This window comes from Allorhizobium sp. Av2 (genome assembly GCF_021462805.2).
Lineage (GTDB): Bacteria > Pseudomonadota > Alphaproteobacteria > Rhizobiales > Rhizobiaceae > Allorhizobium > Allorhizobium vitis_G.
On record NZ_CP192697.1, the window covers coordinates 1,102,845 to 1,124,082 of the forward strand.

The 21,238-nt window shown below is 58.3% G+C and carries 20 protein-coding genes; 12 read left to right on the plus strand and 8 right to left on the minus strand.

The genetic code is table 11. From position 1 onward, the window contains the following. Window positions 1–30 precede the first annotated feature (30 nt). The 10 genes from FS819_RS22680 (at window position 31) to FS819_RS22725 (ending at window position 10,451) form a co-directional block, all read left to right on the plus strand. Entirely contained in the window at window positions 31–633 is a 603-nt protein-coding gene (locus FS819_RS22680) for an amino acid synthesis family protein (protein ID WP_156549507.1), read from the plus strand. Window positions 634–647: 14 nt separating this feature from the next. Continuing rightward, window positions 648–1,484 carry an alpha/beta fold hydrolase gene (locus FS819_RS22685; RefSeq protein WP_156549509.1) on the plus strand — a complete coding sequence of 279 codons (837 nt, stop codon included), beginning with the start codon at window positions 648–650 and terminating at the stop codon, window positions 1,482–1,484. A 31-nt stretch (window positions 1,485–1,515) separates the two neighbouring features. After that, window positions 1,516–2,436, plus strand: a complete 921-nt coding sequence (locus FS819_RS22690; protein ID WP_156549511.1) for a flavin reductase family protein — start codon at window positions 1,516–1,518, stop codon at window positions 2,434–2,436. A 3-nt stretch (window positions 2,437–2,439) separates the two neighbouring features. Continuing rightward, a complete protein-coding gene (locus FS819_RS22695) occupies window positions 2,440–3,477 on the plus strand; it encodes an LLM class flavin-dependent oxidoreductase (protein WP_156549513.1) in 1,038 nt (345 codons plus the stop codon). Between the two features lie 4 nt (window positions 3,478–3,481). Further along, window positions 3,482–4,945, plus strand: coding sequence for an aldehyde dehydrogenase (locus tag FS819_RS22700; RefSeq protein ID WP_156549515.1), 1,464 nt, complete (start codon window positions 3,482–3,484; stop codon window positions 4,943–4,945). Between the two features lie 80 nt (window positions 4,946–5,025). Then, window positions 5,026–6,036: an ABC transporter substrate-binding protein gene (locus FS819_RS22705; RefSeq protein ID WP_156549517.1), complete on the plus strand. Its 1,011-nt coding sequence runs from the start codon at window positions 5,026–5,028 to the stop codon at window positions 6,034–6,036. Between the two features lie 122 nt (window positions 6,037–6,158). After that, a complete protein-coding gene (locus FS819_RS22710) occupies window positions 6,159–7,025 on the plus strand; it encodes an ABC transporter permease (protein WP_156549519.1) in 867 nt (288 codons plus the stop codon). A 1-nt stretch (window position 7,026) separates the two neighbouring features. Next, window positions 7,027–7,827, plus strand: coding sequence for an ABC transporter permease (locus FS819_RS22715; RefSeq protein ID WP_156549521.1), 801 nt, complete (start codon window positions 7,027–7,029; stop codon window positions 7,825–7,827). Further along, window positions 7,824–8,900: an ABC transporter ATP-binding protein gene (locus tag FS819_RS22720; protein ID WP_156549523.1), complete on the plus strand. Its 1,077-nt coding sequence runs from the start codon at window positions 7,824–7,826 to the stop codon at window positions 8,898–8,900. The genes FS819_RS22715 and FS819_RS22720 overlap by 4 nt, the downstream gene beginning before the upstream one ends. Window positions 8,901–9,059: 159 nt before the next feature. Then, window positions 9,060–10,451 carry an NAD-dependent succinate-semialdehyde dehydrogenase gene (locus FS819_RS22725; protein ID WP_156549525.1) on the plus strand — a complete coding sequence of 464 codons (1,392 nt, stop codon included), beginning with the start codon at window positions 9,060–9,062 and terminating at the stop codon, window positions 10,449–10,451. Between the two features lie 101 nt (window positions 10,452–10,552). Here the strand turns inward: FS819_RS22725 and FS819_RS22730 are convergent, their stop codons facing one another. From FS819_RS22730 to gbd, 8 genes are all read right to left on the minus strand, one after another. Next, a complete protein-coding gene (locus FS819_RS22730) occupies window positions 10,553–11,377 on the minus strand; it encodes an amidohydrolase family protein (RefSeq protein ID WP_156549527.1) in 825 nt (274 codons plus the stop codon). A gap of 20 nt (window positions 11,378–11,397) precedes the next feature. Beyond that, the gene (locus tag FS819_RS22735; protein ID WP_156549529.1) at window positions 11,398–11,823 is read right to left on the minus strand and encodes an RbsD/FucU family protein; all 426 of its coding nucleotides are present in this window, start codon (window positions 11,821–11,823) and stop codon (window positions 11,398–11,400) included. A 19-nt stretch (window positions 11,824–11,842) separates the two neighbouring features. Beyond that, window positions 11,843–12,874, minus strand: a complete 1,032-nt coding sequence (locus FS819_RS22740) for an aldo/keto reductase (RefSeq protein WP_156549531.1) — start codon at window positions 12,872–12,874, stop codon at window positions 11,843–11,845. Window positions 12,875–12,890: 16 nt separating this feature from the next. Continuing rightward, window positions 12,891–13,898 (minus strand): ABC transporter permease, encoded by a 1,008-nt coding sequence (locus FS819_RS22745; RefSeq protein WP_156549533.1) that lies wholly within the window; start codon window positions 13,896–13,898, stop codon window positions 12,891–12,893. Window positions 13,899–13,901: 3 nt separating this feature from the next. Beyond that, window positions 13,902–14,894: an ABC transporter permease gene (locus FS819_RS22750; RefSeq protein ID WP_156549535.1), complete on the minus strand. Its 993-nt coding sequence runs from the start codon at window positions 14,892–14,894 to the stop codon at window positions 13,902–13,904. Next, the gene (locus FS819_RS22755) at window positions 14,891–16,399 is read right to left on the minus strand and encodes a sugar ABC transporter ATP-binding protein (RefSeq protein WP_156549944.1); all 1,509 of its coding nucleotides are present in this window, start codon (window positions 16,397–16,399) and stop codon (window positions 14,891–14,893) included. The genes FS819_RS22750 and FS819_RS22755 overlap by 4 nt, the downstream gene beginning before the upstream one ends. An 86-nt stretch (window positions 16,400–16,485) precedes the next feature. Then, window positions 16,486–17,523 (minus strand): sugar ABC transporter substrate-binding protein, encoded by a 1,038-nt coding sequence (locus tag FS819_RS22760; protein ID WP_156549537.1) that lies wholly within the window; start codon window positions 17,521–17,523, stop codon window positions 16,486–16,488. Window positions 17,524–17,564: 41 nt separating this feature from the next. Next, window positions 17,565–18,677, minus strand: a complete 1,113-nt coding sequence (gene gbd, locus FS819_RS22765) for a 4-hydroxybutyrate dehydrogenase (protein ID WP_156549539.1) — start codon at window positions 18,675–18,677, stop codon at window positions 17,565–17,567. Window positions 18,678–18,967: 290 nt separating this feature from the next. Between gbd and FS819_RS22770 the strand changes: the two genes are divergently transcribed. Together FS819_RS22770 and FS819_RS22775 are read left to right on the plus strand one after the other, a co-directional pair. After that, entirely contained in the window at window positions 18,968–19,657 is a 690-nt protein-coding gene (locus FS819_RS22770) for a GntR family transcriptional regulator (RefSeq protein ID WP_156549541.1), read from the plus strand. Further along, window positions 19,654–21,186, plus strand: a complete 1,533-nt coding sequence (locus FS819_RS22775) for a UxaA family hydrolase (protein WP_156549543.1) — start codon at window positions 19,654–19,656, stop codon at window positions 21,184–21,186. Before FS819_RS22770 ends, FS819_RS22775 begins: the two co-directional genes overlap by 4 nt. Window positions 21,187–21,238: the final 52 nt, after the last annotated feature.

Here is a 21,238-nt window from a genome sequence, read left to right on the forward strand (position 1 = left end):
TAATACCAACATTGATATTTGAGGTAAGCTATGTCCCTGCAAATCCGCAAAACTCTTCTGCATGTGGAGACCACTTTAGTGGAAGGAGGCAAGGCCGCGCCCAAGCCGCTGAAACTCTACGCGGCCTTCGCCGTCGTTAAAAATCCCTGGGCTGGACGCGGTTTTGTCGAAGATCTGAAGCCGGAAATTCATCAATGCGCCCCGGTTCTCGGCGAGCTTCTGACTGGTATGATCCTGGAAGCCGTTGGCTCCGGCGAGGCGGTCGAGGCCTATGGCAAAGTTGCCGTTGTCGGTCTTGATGGCGAGATCGAGCATGCTTCGGCGCTGATCCATACGTTGCGGTTCGGCAACCATTACCGCACAGCGGTGGGGGCCAAATCCTATCTCGCCTTCTGCAACACGCGCGGTCCGGCCAATGCGCCGATCATGATCCCATTGATGGACAAGAATGACGAAGGCCGCCGCTCCCATTATTTGACGATCCAGACGGCGATTGCCGATGCGCCAGCCGCTGACGAAATTGTCGTCGGGCTCGGCGCATCTGTCGGCGGAAGGCCCCATCACCGGATTGGTGACCGCTATCAGGATCTGAAAGATTTGGGCCAGGATGTCGCCAACCCGGCCGGCGTATAAGCGGGGGCGATGAGATGGAAATGGCAGCAATGCGTGGCACGGCCCCATCGCCATTTCCGGCGGTCGAGCGCCGCATTACCCCTGATGGAACCGCGTATGTGGAGCAAGGCAGCGGCGAGCCGCTGGTGCTGGTTCATGGCGTCGGCATGCGGTTGGAAGCATGGTGGCCGCAAATGGCAAGCCTTTCCGCCAGCCATCGGGTCATCGCCGTCGATATGCCGGGCCATGGTCAGAGTCTTGCCTTGCCGAAAGGCAGTGAGCTGCCGGATTTCGTTGCCTGGCTCGGTCGGTTCCTGGAGGAAGTCGATCTTGGGCCGGTCAACTTGGCCGGTCATTCGATGGGCGCGTTGATTGCAGGCGGTGCCGTCGCCAGCTTTCCGCAGAAAATCCGGCGCGTGGCGCTCGTCAATGGTGTCTACCGGCGTGACGTGTCTGCTAAGGCTGCGGTTCTTGCTCGGGCAGAGTCGATTGCCGCCGACGGCATTGATATTGAAGGGCCGTTGAAGCGCTGGTTCGACAGCGACGCCGTAAGCCTTGCCGCTCGCGCTCTGACCGAGCAATGCCTGCGGCAAATGAATGTCGATGCCTATGCCACCGCTTACCGTGCCTTTTCCAATGGGGATGAAACCTACGCGGACTGCTGGCCGCAGGTTTCCTGTCCGGCCCTGTTCTTGACGGGTGCCGGCGATCCGAACTCGACGGTTGAAATGGCGCAGGCCATGGCGGGGCAGGCGCAAGAGGGTATGGCCAGGATCGTTCCCGGCCATCGTCACATGGTCAATCTCACGGCACCGCAAGAGGTGCATGACATCATGGCCGCGTGGCTGGCGTTACCGGAGGCACGTCAATGAGTGCCGATAAAACCAACAGTGAGGCGCGCGGATGAGCGAAGCGATAATCGACCCCCGCAGCCTGCGCGATGCCTTCGGCGCTTTCGCCACTGGCGTCACCGTTGTCACCACGTTTGGTTCTGACGGTTCTACCATCGGCTTTACCGCCAATTCCTTCACGTCGGTGTCGCTAGATCCACCTTTGCTGCTGGTCTGTCTTGCCAAAACCTCGCGCAATTTTGAGGTGATGACCAGGGCCAAAGGCTTTGCCGTCAATATATTGTCTGACGGGCAAAAGGACGTGTCCAACACCTTTGCTCGGCCTGTCGAAGACCGGTTTGCAACTGTGGACTGGCAGCTTGGACCCCATGGGTCGCCTGTGTTTTCCGGGACGTCTGCCTGGTTTGATTGCAGTTTGGAACAGGTGATTGAGGCAGGCGACCATGTCGTGCTGCTGGGGCGGGTACGGGCATTCGACAAAAGCGAGTTGAACGGGCTTGGCTATGTGCGCGGTGGTTATTTCACACCGGCCCTTGCCGAAAAAGCCGTCAGCGCCGCAAGCGATGGCCCGCTGCATCTGAGCGCCGTTATCGAGCGTGATGGCGAGGTGCTTCTGGTGGGCGAGGATGGCCGCAGCCTGCCGGGTTGTCATGCGGTTAGCGGCGAGCCGTTGCAGGATTTGAAAGCCCATCTTGAACACCTGACCGGGCTCGGCATTACCATCGGGTTTCTCTATTCCGTCTACGAAGACAAGAGCGAGGCATGCCAGCATATCGTTTACCGGGCCTTTGCCGGTCCCGGCGCGCCGAAATGCGGCAATTTCATCGCGGTTGATCAGCTTGCCGGTGCGGGCGGCTCGGCCACGGCGGATATTCTCAATCGCTTCGCGGCGGAAAGCTCGCTTGGCAATTTCGGCGTCTATGTTGGCAATGAGACGGCAGGCCGGGTTCACTCCATTGCCAGGAAGGCTTGATCCATGAAGTTCTCTCTCTTCGTCCATATGGAACGGCTCGATGCCAGCCAGAGCCATAAAAGCCTCTATGAGGAATTTCTGCAACTCTGCGAGATCGCCGATAAAGGCGGTATGCATGCGATCTGGACCGGCGAACACCATGGGATGGATTTCACCATTGCGCCCAACCCGTTCGTGACCATCGCCGATCTGGCAAACCGGGTGAAAAACGTCCGCCTTGGAACGGGAACGGTGATTGCACCCTTCTGGCACCCGATCAAGCTGGCGGGCGAGGCGGCGATGACCGACCTGATCACCAATGGCCGATTGGATATCGGCATCGCCCGGGGTGCCTATTCCTTTGAATATGAGCGTTTGATGCCGGGCTTGGATGCCTGGACCGCTGGCCAGCGGATGCGGGAACTGATCCCAGCCGTCAAAGGCGTCTGGGCTGGCGACTATGCCCATCAGGGAGAGTTCTGGTCCTTCCCGGCGACTACCTCGGCACCGAAACCTTTGCAGGAGCCGATCCCGCTTTGGGTGGCGGCGCGTGATCCCAATTCCCATGATTTTGCCGTGGCCAATGGCTGCAACGTGCAGGTGACGCCGCTGTGGAATGGCGACGGCGAAATCGAAACTCTGATGCAACGGTTTAACGACGCCTGCGACAAGTCTCCCGATCTGCCGCGCCCAAAAATCATGTTGCTGCTGCATAGCTATGTCGGCTCCAGCGAGGCCGATATCGCCCAGGCAGCCAGGGAGTTGAGCACCTATTACAATTACTTCTTCGCGTGGTTCAAAAACGAACGTCCGATCCACCAGGGCCTGATCGAACGGTTGAGCCAGGAGGATATCGACGCCAACGCTCTGCTGGCGCCCGAGGTGATGCGGGCCAATATGGCCGTCGGCACGGCAGACGAGGTCATCGCCCGGCTGAAACGCTACGAGGCGCTGGGCTATGACGAATTTTCCTTCTGGATCGACACCGGCATGAGCTTCGAGCGCAAGAAAGCCTCGCTGGAGCGTTTCATTGCCGATGTCATGCCAGCCTTTGCGGAGTAAAGCGATGCAGCGTTTCCAGCTTTACATCGATGGCGCCTTCAGTGACGGCGAGGCGCGGTTTGAAAGCCTCGATCCGGCCACTGGCGAGGTCTGGGCCGATATGCCGGAAGCGCGCGAAGCGGATGTGGACCGCGCTGTCGAAGCGGCCCATACCGCCCTCTATGAAGGGCCATGGGCAAAAATGACCGCCACCCAGCGTGGCAAGCTGATCTACCGGCTGGCCGACCTGATTGCCGCCAATGCGCCAAGGCTGGCAGAGCTGGAAACCCGCGATACCGGCAAGATTATCCGCGAGACAAGCTCGCAAATTGCCTATGTCGCAGATTACTATCGCTATTATGCTGGGCTCGCCGACAAGATCGAAGGTTCGACACTTCCCATTGACAAGCCGGATATGGATGTCTGGCTGCGGCGTGAGCCGGTCGGTGTGGTGGCTATGGTCATTCCGTGGAACAGCCAGTTGTTTCTCTCGGCGGTCAAGATCGGTCCGGCTCTAGCGGCTGGCTGCACGATGGTGGTGAAAGCCTCGGAAGACGGTCCGGCCCCGATGTTGGAATTTGCCCGGCTGGTGCATGAGGCGGGATTTCCGCCCGGTGTTGTCAATATCATTACCGGCTTCGGGTCTGCTTGCGGTGCAGCACTCACCCGTCATCCCAGGGTTGCACATGTGGCCTTCACCGGTGGGCCGGAGGCAGCGCGGCACGTGGTGCGCAATTCGGCGGAAAATCTGGCCTCGACCTCGTTGGAACTGGGCGGCAAGTCGCCGTTCATCGTCTTTGCCGACGCCGATCTTGAAAGTGCTGCCAATGCGCAGGTCTCCGGCATTTTTGCCGCCACCGGCCAATCCTGCGTTGCCGGATCACGGTTGATTGTTGAGCGATCGGTCAAGGATGCATTCCTGACCCGGTTGAAGGAGAAGGCCGAAGCAATCCGCATCGGCAGTCCGCTGGATATGGCAACGGAGGTCGGACCGCTCGCCACCCGCCGCCAACAGGATCATGTCGATGCGCTGGTGAAGGCCTCGCTTGCCGCAGGCGCCCGGCTGGTGACGGGAGGGCAGCGCCCGGATGGTCCAGGCAATTTCTATCTGCCAACCATTCTCGATTGCGATGGCGTCAACTCTCCATCTCTGGCGCAGGAATTTTTCGGACCTGTCCTTTCTGTGGTGTCCTTCGAGAGCGAGGCGCAAGCGCTGCATCTGGCCAATGACACAGCCTATGGCCTGGCATCCGGCGTTTTTACCCAAAACCTGACACGTGCTCACCGGATGATACGCGGGCTTCGAGCTGGCGTCGTCTGGGTCAATACCTACCGCGCCGTTTCGCCGATTGCACCGTTTGGCGGCTTTGGCCTGTCCGGCCATGGGCGGGAAGGCGGCATGGCCGCGGTACTGGATTATACCCGCACCAAGACGGTCTGGCTGAAAACCTCAGACGACCCGTTTCCCGATCCGTTCGTGATGCGGTGATAAGAACATGCCCCGGATGGATGGCCCAAAAGAAGCAACCGGCATCCGGGTAAGGCACAATCAAACAAGGACAAGGGAACATGAAAAACACAACCATTATCGCATCGCTGGCTTTGCTTTTGGGCGTCTCCGGTCACGCACTGGCCGCTGACATGGTGTTCACCAGTTGGGGCGGCACCACGCAGGACGTGCAAAAATCCGCCTGGGCGGATAAATTCACGGCAAAAGAAGGCATCAACGTCCTTCAGGACGGCCCGACCGATTACGGCAAGATCAAAGCCATGGTCGAGGCCAAGGGCGTGAACTGGGACGTCGTCGATGTCGAGGGCGACTATGCCATTCAGGCGGGCGACAAGGGTCTGCTGGAAAAGCTCGACTTTAAGACCATCGATAAGACAACGCTCGATCCGCGTTTTGTGACGGATTATTCGGTCGGCAGCTTTTATTATTCCTTCGTGGTCGGCTGCAACAAGGACGCTGTCGCCGCTTGCCCGAAAAGCTGGACGGACCTGTTCGACACCAAGAAATTTCCCGGCAAGCGCACTTTCTACAAATGGTCGGCTCCGGGCGTAATCGAAGCCGCGCTGTTGGCGGATGGTGTGACGCCGGATAAGCTTTATCCGCTCGATCTCGACCGCGCTTTCAAGAAGCTCGACACGATCAAATCCGACATCATCTGGTGGTCGGGCGGTGCGCAGTCGCAGCAATTGCTGGCCTCTGCCGAAGCCCCGTTCGGCTCGTTCTGGAATGGCCGGTTGACGGCGCTGGCCGCGACCGGTGTCACGGTTGAAACCTCCTGGGCGCAGAATATCACGGCAGCCGATGCGCTGGTCGTGCCGAAGGGCACCAAGAACAAGGAAGCGGCGATGAAGTTCATCGCTTTCGCAACCTCGCCCGCGGGTCAGGCCGAGATGGCAGCAGGGACCGGTTATGCGCCTGTGAATACCAAGTCACCGGCGCTGATGGACCCCGCCATCGCCAAGACCTTGCCGGACCAGCAGACCGCATCGCAGGTCAATGCCGACATGGCGTATTGGGCCAAGCATCGTGACGAGATTGGTGAGCGCTGGTACGCTTGGCAGTCGAAGTAAGCCATACTCTAAAGTAAGGCATTTCCGGCACCGTAAACATCCGGTGCCGGAGCGTCCTCAGCGTTGCGGCATGATGCATCCTCCAAATGCACGATGTCGGACGGGTTTCGCAAGGAAACGGCATGGCGTCCCCGACCTCGACCATTGAACAGCCCCATAGAAGCCGGTGGGGTTTCGGCAATAAAGCCGCGACCCTGCCGGCGCTGGTGTTGATCCTGATTTTCTTCGTTCTGCCGGTGTTGGCCTTGCTGACGCGCTCGGTGACGGAACCGGTGCTTGGCCTTGGCAATTACGGCGCATTGCTGGGAAGCGCGACCTATCTGAAAATCTTCTTCAACACGTTTTTCGTCTCGGCCCTGGTCACGGCAATCTCGCTCTTGATTGGCTTTCCGGTCGCCTGGGCGCTGGCGATCATGCCGCAACGATTGGCGTCAGTGATCTTTGCCATCGTATTGCTGTCGATGTGGACCAACCTTCTGGCCCGCACCTATGCCTGGATGGTGCTGTTACAGCGCACCGGGGTCATCAACAAAACGCTGATCAGTCTCGGCGTGATCGATACGCCGCTGGTGATGGTCAACAACCTCGTCGGTGTGACCATCGGGATGAGCTACATCATGCTGCCCTTCATCATCATTCCGCTCTATGGGGTGATCCGCAAGATCGATCCGGCGCTGTTGCAGGCGGCGGCACTGTGCGGCGCGACCCGCTGGCAGGCGCTGGTGACTGTGCTGCTGCCGCTTGCCATGCCGGGCATGGTGTCGGGCGGGTTGATGGTGTTCGTCATGTCACTTGGCTATTTCGTCACACCGTCGCTGCTCGGCGGCACATCCAATATGATGCTGGCCGAACTGATCGCCCAATTCGTCCAATCGCTGGTTAATTGGGGCATGGGCGGTGCGGCGGCGCTGGTGCTTCTGGTGGTGACGCTGAGCCTCTACGCTCTGCAACTGAAGCTGTTCGGTGCAGCCGGTGAGGGAGGGCGCTGACATGCTTTTGAATTTCAACAGCCTTGGCACCTGGAAATGGATTTTGCTGGTCATCACGCTGCTGACAGCGGCTTTTCTCCTGCTGCCGATCCTGTTCATCGCGGCTCTGTCCTTCGGCTCCTCGCAATGGCTGATTTTTCCGCCACCTGCCTGGACCACCAAATGGTATGGCCAACTGTTTGCCGATCCGCGCTGGCTGGATGCGGCGTGGACCAGTTTTCACATCGCTGTCATCGTCACGATCCTGTCGGTGATCATTGGGCTTTGTGCGTCCTTTGGGCTTGTACGCGGACGGTTTTTGGGGCGGGATGCGCTGCGGGCGCTATTCATGACGCCGATGATCCTGCCTGTCGTGGTGCTGGCGGTGGCGCTCTATGCATTTTTTCTGCGCATCGGGCTAAACGGCACGACACTCGGCTTCGTCATTGCCCATCTGGTTGTCGCCCTGCCATTCTCTGTTCTGGCGCTGACCAATGCATTGGAAGGCTTTGATAAATCTATCGAGGATGCAGCGGTGCTGTGCGGTGCCTCGCCGCTCAAGGCGCGGCTGTTGATCACGCTGCCCTGCATTGGTCATGGATTGTTTTCTGCGGCGGTGTTTTCCTTCCTGACCTCCTGGGATGAGGTCGTTCTGGCGATTTTCATGGCAAGCCCGACGCTGCAAACCTTGCCGGTCAAGATCTGGGCAACGCTGCGTCAGGATCTGACGCCGGTGATTGCCGCTGCCTCCACCCTTCTGATCGTCGTCACCATCGCGTTGATGTTGATCACCGCCCTGGTGCGCAAAGGACTGAAAGCATGACGCCTTTTCTGGAAATTCGCGGTATCCGCAAGCAATATGGCCCGGTGGTCGCGGTTCAGTATGTCAATCTTGAGGTGGCAAAGGGCGAGTTCATGACTTTTCTCGGTCCTTCCGGGTCAGGCAAGAGCACGACGCTTTATATTCTCGCCGGTTTCGAACAGCCGAGTGCGGGTGATATGCTGCTATCGGGCAAGAGCGTGTTGCAGACCCCGTCGCACCAACGCAATATTGGCATGGTCTTCCAGCGCTACACACTGTTTCCCCATTTATCGGTCGGTCAGAACATCGCCTTTCCGCTGAAAATGCGCGGCTGGTCTAAGGCTGACATCACCGAGCGTGTCCGCAAGATGCTGCAATTGGTACGGCTGGAAGGCTATGAGGATCGCAAACCGGCGCAAATGTCCGGCGGTCAGCAGCAGCGCGTGGCGCTGGCACGGGCCTTGGCCTATGACCCGCCGGTGCTTTTGATGGACGAGCCGCTTTCGGCGTTGGACAAAAAGCTGCGCGAGGAAATCCAACATGAGATCCGCCGTATCCATCACCAAACGGATGTCACCATCCTTTACGTCACCCATGATCAGGAAGAGGCACTGCGCCTTTCCGACAGGATTGCGGTGTTTTCCAAAGGGGTGATCGACCAAATCGGTACCGGTGCCGAGCTTTACGCCAATCCGGCGACGCGGTTTGTGGCGGAGTTTATCGGTGATAGCGATTTTATGCCCTGCGTGGTGACTGATACCAGGGACGGTAAGGCTGAAATCCGCATTGGTGATCATCTGGCAATCGGAAATATTCCGCTGCATGGAAAAGCACAGAGTGGAAGCAACGCCATGCTGATGCTGCGCCCGGAGCGATTGACCCTGCTTTCGGCTCAAGGACCGGGAACGCTTGCTGCCAAGATTGAAGACATTACCTTTTTGGGTAATACCATTCAAATCGCGCTATTGAGTGAAGGTGGCCATGGCCTATCGGTGCGTCTGCCCTTCGGCCATGCCGCACTGGATGGATTGACGATCGGTGCGCCGGTTGCGCTGGGGTTCGATCCGGCATCAGCGCATGTTTTCGCAGAATAGCGCTTTGGGAGAACCGCTTCCTGAAAATGCTATAACCTACAACTTTTACGATCTTGATTAGGATCAACAGCCAGAACCACCTTCAGCGCTATCATTACCTCATCGACGCGACCGATGTCGGTAATGCGCGCCGCAGCAATGACTGCAAAGGACGGTTCCATGGCTTACGCAACAACCAATCCCTACACTGGCGAAACTCTTATCACTTTTCCCGAAGCAACCGACGCTGCCGTTCAGGCGGCCATTACGGCGGCGGATGCCGCATTTCAGCAATGGCGACAGACATCCTTTGCCGAGCGGGCCAAGGTCATGCATGCCGCCGCCGAAATCCTGCGCGGACAGACGGATGATTATGCCAAGCTTTTGACCCTGGAAATGGGCAAGCTTATGTCTGAAGCACGCGCCGAGGTGGGACTGTCTGCCGACATCCTCGATTACTATGCCGTCAATGCCGAGCGCCTGTTGAAGCCGGAACAGCTTCCCGTCGCCCATAGGGCTGAAGGTGAGGCGATCCTGGTGCATGAGCCGCTGGGCGTGCTGCTGGCCATTGAGCCCTGGAATTTCCCCTATTACCAGATCGCCCGGATCATCGCGCCGCAGCTTTCAGCCGGGAATACCATGCTGTTGAAGCATGCGTCGAATGTGCCGCAATGCGCAGCAGCTTTTGAGCGGTTGATGCTGGAGGCCGGTCTGCCGAAGGGTGGGTTCACCAATCTTTATGCGACGCGGACCCAGGTGGAAATGATCCTCAACGACCCGCGCGTCCATGGTGTGGCTTTGACCGGTTCGGAAGGCGCGGGTGCCACGATTGCCGCACAGGCAGGGCAGGCGCTGAAAAAATCCACCATGGAACTGGGAGGCGCCGATGCCTTCTTGGTGCTGGCCGATGCGGATCTGGAAAAGACGGTGAAATGGGCGGTCTTTGGCCGTCACTGGAATGGCGGTCAGGTCTGCGTCTCGTCCAAGCGGATGATTATTGTCGATGCGGTCTATGATGCTTTTCTGGAGCAATATAAAACCGGTGTCGCCGGGCTGAAAGCAGGTGATCCGTTCGATCCGCAAACAACGCTTGCGCCGCTGTCCTCGCAAGGGGCTGCCGACGAAATCCGTCAAAAGATTGCCGAAGCGGTTTCCCATGGGGCGACGGCCACGGAAGTCGGGCCGCCGGTGCCAAATCAGGGCGCTTTCGTGCAGCCAACCATCCTGACCGATCTGGCCGACGACAATCCCGCCCGTTATTGGGAATTTTTCGGCCCGGTCTCCATGCTGTTTCGCGCCAAGGATGATGATGACGCAATTCGCATTGCCAATGATACGCCCTATGGTCTGGGTGGCTCTATCTTTACCCGCGATACCGCGCGCGGTGTAGCGCTTGCCCACCGGATCACCACAGGCATGGTGTTCATCAACCACCCGACCATGGTCAAGGCGGACCTGCCGTTCGGCGGCGTCAAGCGTTCGGGTTATGGCCGTGAATTGCTGGGCCTCGGCATCAAGGAATTTGTCAACCACAAGCTGATTGATGTCGTGGATATCGATGCACCGTTCTGAATTTAACTTGTAAAATCAAACGCTCACCTCGGTCTGTTTATAAGACCAAGGTGGGCGTTTGACGTTAAGGGACGTTTTGCCCCTTCGTAGAGACATCCGATTCAAACACCGTAAAAACGGCGCGCATTGGTCTCGAAAATCAGTGTGAGATCCTCAGGGCCGAAATGGGCGGACAACAAGGTACGGGCTAGATTGGCAACTTCGCCATAGCTGGCGGCCAGCGTGCAAACCGGCCAATCGCTGCCAAACATCAGCCGGTTGGGACCGAAACATTTGATAACATGGTCCACATAGGGCCGAAAATCGTCAAGCGCCCAATCCGTATTGGCTTCTGTGACCATGCCGGAAACCTTACAGCAGACCTGGTTGAAACCGGCAATTTCCGTCATATGGTCGCGCCAGGGGTCAAGCGAACCCTTGGCAATCTCCGGCTTGGAAATATGATCGACCACGGCCTTCAGATCCGGCACTTGTTTCAATGCCGCGATCACATGCGGTAAATGGCGCGGGAAGGTCAGAATATCGAAAGGCAGGCCGCTATCAGCAATGGCTTTGAGGCTATCGATCACCTTCGGGCGCAGGATATAGGCGTCGTCGGCCAAGCTTTGCAGCATGGGACGGATGCCGATGAAATCAGGATTGGCACGGTAGTGTTTCAGCCGGGCGGCAAAATCATCGGCTCCCAGATCGAGCCAGCCAACAACACCTGCAACAAAATCAGTCTTTGCGGCGATTGTCAGCAGAAAATCGGTCTCTGCCTGGGTTTCCGCCGCCTGAACCAGAATGGTCCGGGTTATTCCGGCCCGGCGCATCTCGCGTTCCAGATCTTTTGGCAGGAAATTGCGATAAATCGCTCCGAGATGAGGCGTCAGCCAGCCGTAATCGCCACGGTCGACTTTCCAGAAATGTTGATGACTGTCGAGCATCCGAAACTTTCCATTCTGGCTTAAGCGGGACGAACCACGCCCTTCTTCAGGATGATATTGCCGTACAGTCGCCGCTCGCCGGTTGAGATCACCGCAAAGGCGGCTTTGGACCGGTCGTAGAAAGCGAAGCGATCGATGAGATCCAGCTCGATTTTGCGATTTTCGGCACGCTCAATCAGTGTTTCGAACTCGGCATAGATGGCAGGCCGCTCGCCCGGCGCGTCCATGACGCCAGCTGGATATTCGACAAAGTCATCAAGCGGCATCAGCGAGAGAATGGCCTCCACCACAGCACATGCGTCGATGCCCGGCATCTGCACCAGACGGTTGGCGGCGGTGATGGCGGGGAAGTTGGCGTCGGCTATAACGATTTCATCGCCATGGCCCATATCAGCGAGGATCGCGAGAAGATCGCCGGTCAAAAGCGGGTTGATGGTTTTCAGCATGGTCGTCCTCCGGGGTAGGTTAATGGCTTATAAGGCCTTCGGCGCGCAGTTGCGCCCAAAGATCCTCGGGAATGTCCTGTTCGAACCAGCCAATATTGGTGGAGATCTGCTCTGCGGTTTTTGCGCCGATCACCACGCAGGTTGCAGCCGGATGGCGCAACGGAAACTGGATAGCGGCGGCGGGTAGCGGCACGGCGAAACTGTCGCAGATGACCCTCAGCCTTTCGGCCTTATCGACAATATCCTGCGGAGCATCGGCGTAGTTGAATTTTCGGCGGCCCGTGGTGGAGGCAAGAATACCGGAATTGAAAACGCCTGCGACCACCAGCGCCATGCCGCGTTTCTGGGCCAATGGCAGAAACTGCTGTTCCGCATCCTGGTCCAGCAACGTATAGCGGCCCGCCAGCATGGAACAGTCGAGGTCAGCTTCTTCGAGCGCATCGCGGATGATCTGCCATTCGTTGACGCCAAGGCCGAAGCCTTTGATGTCACCTGCATCGCGCAATTGCGTCAATGCCCGGAAGCCGCCCCCCTTGGTCAGCGCGGACCAGTGATGCTCGTGCAGATCGGCATGGGTGATGCTGCCGATGTCATGCACATAGAGAATGTCTGGATTGGTAAAGCCCAGCCGCTGCTGACTGTCATCGAAGCTGCGCATGATGCCGTCATAGCTGTAGTCGAATACCTCGCGGAAATCCAAGCCGTTCCACCAGCCTGGATCGAGCGGGTTTTTCGGCGGAGCCGGGGGAAGCTTTCGGCCTGCACGCTGCGTGGTCATCAATCTGCCGACCTTGGTGCTGATCGCCCAGTCTCGTTGTTCGGGATTTTTCTCCCGCAACAACGCTCCAACAAGATGTTCGGAGCGGCCATTGCCATACATGGGGGCGGTATCGAAATAGCGGATACCAGCTTCCCAGGCATGATCCAGCATGGCGGTGGCATCGTCCTTGGAGACCGCTGCATATAGTCCGCCAAGAGGGGCCGTGCCGACGCCAAGCGCAGTGACAGTCAGGCCGGTCTTGCCGATGGGGCGTTTCTCAGTCGCTTTCATACTATTTTCCTTGGCTTTAAATGTGGGCGCGTGTCTTGCGCCTTGCCCCGACAACCGTGGCGACACCGCATAGCAGGAGCAGGCCGCGCACGATCTGGCGTTGCGCATCCGTCCAGCCGAGTAGGGCGGCACCGCTTAAAAGCGTGGCCAGTAGGAGAACGGCGGTGACGGTGCCGATGACATTGGGTTTGCCGTATTTCAGCGCCATGCCTCCCAGCAGAACCGAGGTCAGGCCGTCAATGAAATAGGAACTGCCGATATAGGGCTGACCGGACGAGAGATCGGCTGTCAGCAGGATACCCGCCAGCGCCGACACAAGGCCAGACAGCACGTAGAGCATCAGCAATAACCGGTTGACTGGCACGCCCGCTTCGATCACGGCGGCGCGGTTCTGTTCCATGGCATAGAGATAATGGCCGAAGGTCAGCCTTTCCTGGATAAACCAGGCACCGGCATAGAGAAGCGCGACGATCACCGTCAGCAGCGGTATGATGCCGAAATTGACATGCAGGAGAGAGCCGACAAAGCTGGTGGATGAGAGGGAAATCGATGTGCCAAGCCCGATGGCGGCGGCAATCGATCCGGCCAGCCCGCCCGTGGCAATGGTGATGACGAGGGCCGGAAGCTTGAAGATCGCCACAAGCAGTCCGTTTACCAGACCAAAGACAAGGCCGACCAACAAACCCGCAAGGCAGGCCACCGCCCAGCCTTGGCCTGATGCTACCAGGGCTGCCACGACCATATTGGCAAGCGCTGCAACGGACATGAAGCTGACATCGATTTCACCTGCTGCAATGATCCAGGTCAGCCCCAGAAACATCAGTGCCGCGATGCTGGCCGAGCGCAGCATGTCATTGATGTTACCACCACTGACGAAGCTGGGGCGCAGCCAAGCGAACAGAACAATAAGCAGCACCAGCAGCAGGAATAATCCGTAGCGCAGGAAAAATCCCTGCATGTCCACCCGGCCTGGAGTTGCGGCACTTTGCACAGTCGTCATGGTGATATCCGTTGCGTTTTTCATCCACTATCTCCCGTTTTTACCCGCTGCTTTTCGGCCAAAAATGTCGCCAAGCAGCGTTGTGAGCTTCGGATCGAAAATGCCAATGGCGAGGATCAGCACGGTGCTGACAATGGCGTCACTGTAATAATAGGGAATGGCAAGCAGGGTGAAGCCGTTCAGCATGGCCGACATCAACAGCGCTCCGGCAAGCGTCGCTGGAATGGAGGGGGAGCCAAACAGGGCCGCCCCGAGGTAAACGGCGGCAAAGGCTGGCATCATCAGCTGGTTGCCCGCCGTCACATTGGCTGCCCCCGATGAGGCAACCAGCAGCGTGATGCCAAGACAGCTCAGCGCGCCGCAAAGGCCGAAGGCCGTTAGGATATAGGTCTTCACTCTAATGCCGGAAAACACCGCCGAACGCCGGTTTTCGCCTGTCGCGTAAAAGGCCCTGCCAAAGCGGGTGCAGTGCAGGATAACGAAGGCCACGATGGCCGTTGCCAGCAGGATGACCACGGGCATGTCGAGCGCCAGGAATTTTGAATCGTTCAGGTCGAGGATGCCCGACATGAAGAAATTTTCCGAAATTGATGTGCCGTTGCTGTAGAAATAGGACAATCCGACAGCCACGCCGCCGGTGGCTATGGTGGTGACAATATCGGGCAGCCGTAGATAGGAAATGACCGTGCCGTTGATCAACCCGGCCATCAGCCCGACGCCGATGCCGCCCAGCACACTCGCAGACAAGCTGTAGTCATTGGCAAGCAGCCAGCCGAGTGTCATTGCGCCCAAAGACGCGACGCCTGGAAAGGAGAGGTCAAAGTGGCGAACCACAATGACGAAGGTCAGACCTATCGCCGTCAAGCCATTGACCGACATATGGCGCAGCAGGGCGTGCAGGTTGTTTTCGGTCAGATAGGCGGGAGCGAAGGACTGAAAGACCGCCGCAATCGCGCAAAGCAGGATAAGGAAGGCGGAAAGCCGCAAGGCGAGCGGCGAGGATTTGAACGAGGCAATCATGATCGTGCTCCCATGATTCCGGCAGACAGAAGTTGGTCGCGGCTGGGGCGCTGGTCGGCGACGGTGACAGGGCGGCCTTTGTAAAGGGCGATCATCCGGTCGGCGACGCCATGCACCTCGTCGCAGTCAGACGAAATCACCAGTACACCCGCATGCTGCGACAGTTCCCGCATCAGCGCATAGAGCGTGGCACGTGCGCCGATATCGACGCCGACCGTTGGTTCAACGAAGATATAAATGTCAGCATCGCGGTAGAGCCCCTTGGCGATGACGATCTTCTGTTGGTTCCCGCCGGAAAAGGCGCTGGCCGGGCGGTCCAGTGTCATCGGGTGAAGGGCAACACGGCGGGCCAACTGCTCGGAAATCTTGCGGCTGGAGGAGAATTTCAACAGCCCGCCTAAAAACGAGGCTTTCTTCAGATGCGCTAATGTCATGTTGAAAATCACATTGCGCGACAGGGTAAGGCCTTCGGTGCGGCGGTCGCCGGGAACCAGGAAAATGCCCTTGCGCAGGGCGTCATGCGGGTCTTTCAACGTCACCGGCTTGCCCTTGATGCGGATCGTTCCTGCGTCGGGGCGGATAACGCCGAACAGCGCTTTTGATAATTCATCTGCGCCGGAGCCAACGAGGCCGAAAATACCGAGGATTTCGCCGCGCCGCAGGGTGAAGCTCACGCCGGAAAACAGACCCGGTCTTTCAAGACCCGCGACTTCCAGAAGTGCTTCCCCTGCGGCGCTCGCGGCCTTGGGAGGAAAGATATTGCCCGGCTTTTCATCCAGCATCAGTTCGGGAATGGATATGTTGCCGTCGCGCGCCTCACGGCAGGTGAAGGTGGCAACGCGCTTTCCTGCCCGGAACACGGTGAAGCGGTCGCCGATCTCGAAAACCTCTTCCAGCCGGTGGGTGATGTAGATAATGGCGATGCCTGCCGCCTTCAGGTGCCGCATCAGTTGGAACAGGGATGTCTTTTCGCGCTCGGTCAGCGTCGAGGTCGGCTCATCGAGAATGAGGATGCGGATATCCTCACGTCTGAGCGCATGCAGAATGGCGACTATTTCTCGGTCAACGGCAGGCATTTCGCCGACGCGCTGGTCGAGATCGACTTCGATAGGGAAACGCTTCAGCAGCAAGGCCGCCTCGGTTTTCAGGACTTTGCGATCTATACGGCGGCCAAGACCGGCTTTGGACGATTCTTGACCGAGAAAGATGTTTTCCACGCCGGTGAAGTCATCGACCAGTTCCGGATGTTGCTGCACAGACGCGATGCCGCAGGCAATTGCCGCTGCCGGGCTACCGAGTTCCACCGTCTCCCCGGCGATAGCGATTGTACCCGCATCCTTGGAATAGACGCCGGAGAGGATCTTGATCAAGGTCGATTTGCCCGCGCCATTGATGCCCAGCAGGGCGTGGATTTCGCCGGCATCCAGCGAGAAATCGACATTGTCCAGCGCCTTGACGACGCCGAACCGTTTTTCGATTCCCTTCATGTCGAGAATGGCTGTCATATCCTGCACCCGCGCCTTTCCGGCTGTATTTCTGGCCGGCTTTCTTTATGGAGCCGGCAGGCCTGGTGGCCTGCCGGAGTGACAGATTAAAGCGCGCGCGCCCAGCCAAGCTTGATGGCTTCGCCCGGTTGGTCGTAATTGTCGGGAATGTCCTTGAGTGGCTTCAGACTGTCCTCGGTCACCGCATAGGACGGGGTGATGACGAAGCGCGGTGCCTTGCGGCCTGCGACGACCTCATGAGCATAAAACGCATTCATATAGGCCATTTCGTAGAAGCTCTGGGCCATGGTCATGGCAAAGGGCGAACCGGCCTTGATATATTCAAAGGACTGGCGGCCACCATCGATGCCGGTGATGAACACCTTGCGGCCTGCGGCGCGAATGGCGAGTGTGCCTTCGGAGGCTGCGCCATCCCAGGCACACCAGATGGCATTTAATTCAGGATTGGCCGTCAGGATGTTGTCCACCACCTGACGGGGCGTCGTTGTGCCGCCCAAGGCGAAGGCGATTTCTGAAACGACCTTGATATCCGGAAAGCGGACGAAGACCGACTTTGCGCCCAAGGTGCGCTGGTCCCAGGATTCGTTGGAAGGCAGGCTGACCAGGGCGACCTGTCCCTTGCCGTTCAGCCGTTTGGCAATATATTCCGCTCCGGCTGCCCCGAGGCCGAAATTATTCGACATGGCGGTGGAGGTTACCGTGGTGTTGGGGACGTAGCTGTCGCCACAGAAAATCGGAATGCCAGAGGCAACCGCAGCCTGCACAGCAGGCGAGATCGCGGCGGCATCAGCGGGCGTGATAAATATGGCCGCTGGCTTTGACGCCACGAAGGAAGCGATCTGATCGGCCTGTTTCTTGATGTCGTAATTGGCATCTGCAATGGTCAAGGTTCCGCCCAGGCGCGAAACGGCATCCTTATAGCCATTGACGATATGGCGACCCGATTCCCAGACGGTCCAGCCAAGCGAGGCACAGAATTTCAGATCCTCGGCACCCGCCAGGCGCGGCTTGCTGAGGGCCGCTGCCACGGTGAGGGCTGCGCCTGCACTCAATACGCCACGGCGGCTCAGTTTCAGATCGCCCATAAACCGGCCGCGATCCTTGGTTTCCTCAAAGTCAGACATTGTGTTCTCCTCCCACTCGATTGTTTTCGTTGCCTCGGTTTTCAGGCCGATTCCTGGAGCAACGCCAGGTAATCCTCCCGGCTGGCGAGCCGGGGATTGGTGGCGTGGCAATGGTCTTTCAGGGCTTCTCCGGCGATTTTTTCCATCATAGCGTCGGTCACGCCCATGGCTTTCAGGCCGGAGGGCATGCCGATATCCTGGTTCAGCGATGCCGTGACTTCATCCGGCGCGCCACCCATGATGTCCGCCATCACCTCCCATTTCGCGCCGATAACGGAGCGGTTGAAGCGCAAGACGGCGGGCATCAGCACTGCATTCAACGTGCCATGGTGCAGATTAAGCTCGCGGATCGCGCCCAGCGGATGGGTCAGCGCATGCACGGCACCGAGACCTTTCTGGAACGCCATGGCGCCTTCCAGCGCAGTCATCATCATGTCCCAGCGCGCCTGCCGGTCGCTTCCATTGGCAACCGCCTTTCGAATGGCAGGAAAGCCGCGCTTCAAACCGTCGAGCGCAATCGCATCGGCAGGCGGATTGACGGATGGACCCATATAGGTTTCCAGGCAGTGGGAGAGGGCATCCATGCCGGTTGCTGCGGTCAAAAACGGCGGCAGGCCATAGGTCAGTTCCGGGTCGCAGAGCGCAATGGAGGGCAGCATGTGACCGCTCAATATGCCGAGTTTTCGGCCTTCCCTGGTGATGATGACGGCAGCGCGCCCCACTTCCGAACCGGTGCCGGATGTGGTTGGTACGGCAATCATCGGACAGATGCGCCCGTGGATTTTTGAGGCGCCGCCTTCCACAGCAGTATATTGCGCCAAGGGTGCCGCATGACCGGTCAGAAGCCGGACGGCCTTGGCCAGATCGAGCGAGGAACCGCCGCCAAGACCGACAATGCCGTCGCATCCGGCGCTTTTATAGAGGTCATAAGCCTGGGTGACGGCCTCTTCTGTCGGATTGGCCGGAGTGTCGTCAAACACCGCGGGTGTTTCATCAAACAGGCTGAGGACTTTCGCAACCAGACCAGTCGAAACCAGTCCTTTGTCTGTTGCGATCAGCGGCTTTTTCACGCCGAGTTCAGCCAGCAACGCAGGCAATGTTGAAATTGCGCCTTCGTTGAATTCAATCCGTGTCAGATAATTGATTGTCGCCATGATCCGCTTGCATCCATAGTTTGTCAGCCGAAGTGAGACACAGATCTCCCGTCGCCATTGCATCACGCAAGGCGCAAACAGTGTCGGCCAGAATCGTCATTCCCAAATTTTGAAAGCGCCTGCCGGCCTCCTCGCCAGCTCGGTTTAGTCCTCCTGGCTGCGGGCTGAAAATTTCACTTGCACCGCCAACCAATATATGAGTTATCTAAGTCAGATGATTATTCGCCTGTCAACAGGCTTTCGAAAACTTCTCTATAGGCGATAAAGTGCCCGAAATTGTTGAGATAGCGATGCGCACGGATAAGATGAAGACAATTCCAAAGGCTGAACAGATATATTGGTTGTTGCGTCAAGCCATCGTCCATCTGGAGATGCAGCCTGGGGCAATCATCTCGGAAAAAGATCTATGTGCGGAATTCGGTGTGTCGCGCACCCCGGTTCGAGAGGCCTTGCAGCGGCTGGCGGATGAGGGGCTGGTGGATGTGTTTCCCCATTCCGGCACCTATGTCAGTCGTATTTCCTTCACTGTGGCGGAAGAGGGCTTTGTCATTCGCCGGGCGCTGGAAATCGAAAGCGTCAGAAAGGCCGTGGCCAATGTGACCGATCGCGACGTCGCGCAACTGAAGTCGATCATCTCGCAGATGCAGGCCATTCTCGATAGCAATCAGCTGGAAAAATATCTGGATTGCGACGATGCCTTTCACAGCGCCATTGCCACGATCAGCGGCTATCCACGCATCTGGAAGTTCATCACGCTTGCCAAGGTTCATCTCGACCGTATGCGCCAGCTCAGCGCACCTGTGCCGGGCCATCTGGCTGTTGTGACCGAGCAGCACGACACAATCGTGCGGGCGCTGGCTAGCCGCAATGCCGATCAGGCCGAACTGGCCATGCGAATCCACCTGGATTCCTCCTTCGCCGTCATGGCCAAAATGCATGAGGACCAGGGCGCGCTTTTTGATGGAAAGGAAGGACCATGACAGTGACTTCGGTTTCTTCGCCGCTGCTCAGGCTGAATTTGCGTGACAATGTGGCCGTTGCCCGGTTGACTCTGGAGCCGGTGGCGCTTCCAGCGCTTGGCGGCGTGCAGCTTTCGGCCCGGATCACCCAGGGTCACAAGGTTGCCATCACGGCCCTTCAGCCGGGACAGGCCATTATCAAATACGGCCAGATCATCGGCTTCGCCACGCAACCTATTGCGGTTGGTGATCATGTCCACACTCACAATATGGCGATGGGGGATGTGGAACTGGCCCACGAATTTTGCGTGGACGCGCAGGAGCCTGTTTTTGTGCCACAGCCCGCGACGTTTATGGGTTATCAGCGGGAAAATGGTGAGGCCGGTACGCGCAATTACATCGCCATCGTCTCTTCGGTGAACTGTTCCGCCACCGTGGCCAAGGCCGTGGCGCAGCATTATGCCCAGCCGGGCATGCTCGGTGATTTCGCCAATGTCGATGGGGTGATTGCGCTGACCCATGCGGGCGGCTGCGCCATCAATACGGCGACGGAGGGTTATCTCTATCTCACGCGCACGCTGGCCGGATATGCCACCCATGCCAATGTGGGCGGTGTGGTGATGATCGGCCTTGGCTGCGAAACCAACCAGATACCAGCTTTGCTTGCCGCTCATGGCCTCAGCGAGAGCGGCAGATTTCACACGTTGACCATTCAGGCAACCGGCGGCACACGCAAATCCATCGAAGCAGCGATTGCAGCCATCGATTCAATGTTGCCCGCCGTCAATGCCTTAGAGCGCACGCCGCAACCGGTGTCGAAGCTGAAATTGGCGCTCGAATGCGGCGGATCGGATGGTTATTCCGGCATTTCCGCCAATCCAGCGCTTGGCTATGCCGCCGATCTGCTGGTCCGCCATGGTGGTACGGCATGTCTGGCTGAGACGCCGGAAATCTACGGTGCCGAACATCTGTTGACCCGGCGGGCAAAAAGCCCTGATGTGGCCCAAAAGCTGCTGGAGCGCATCGAATGGTGGCGTGATTATGCGGCGCGGGGCAGGGCCGAGCTGAACAACAATCCATCCCATGGCAATAAGGCCGGTGGGCTGACCACAATTCTGGAAAAATCGCTGGGTGCGGTGGCCAAAGGCGGCACGACCAGGCTCAACGCCGTCTATGAATATGCCGAGCGCATCACCGAACCCGGTTTCGTCTTCATGGATACGCCCGGCTATGACCCGATTGCTGTGACCGGTCAGGTGGCGGGCGGCTGCAATGTCATCTGTTTCACCACCGGGCGCGGTTCGGTGTCCGGTTTCAAACCGGCGCCATCGCTGAAGCTCGCCACCAACACGCCAATGTATGAGCGGATGCAGGAAGACATGGACCTCAATTGCGGCACCATCGTCACCGGCGATGAGACGGTGGAGGCGGTCGGGCAGCGGATTTTCGAGGCTGTGGTTGCCACCGCGTCGGGCGAGCGGACAGTGAGTGAGATCTACAATTACGGTGACAATGAATTTGTCCCCTGGCAGGTCGGGGCGATCATGTAACACCAACGAGCATTGGAGCAAGTTCAAGCCTTGGTAGAAATGCGCCTTTCGG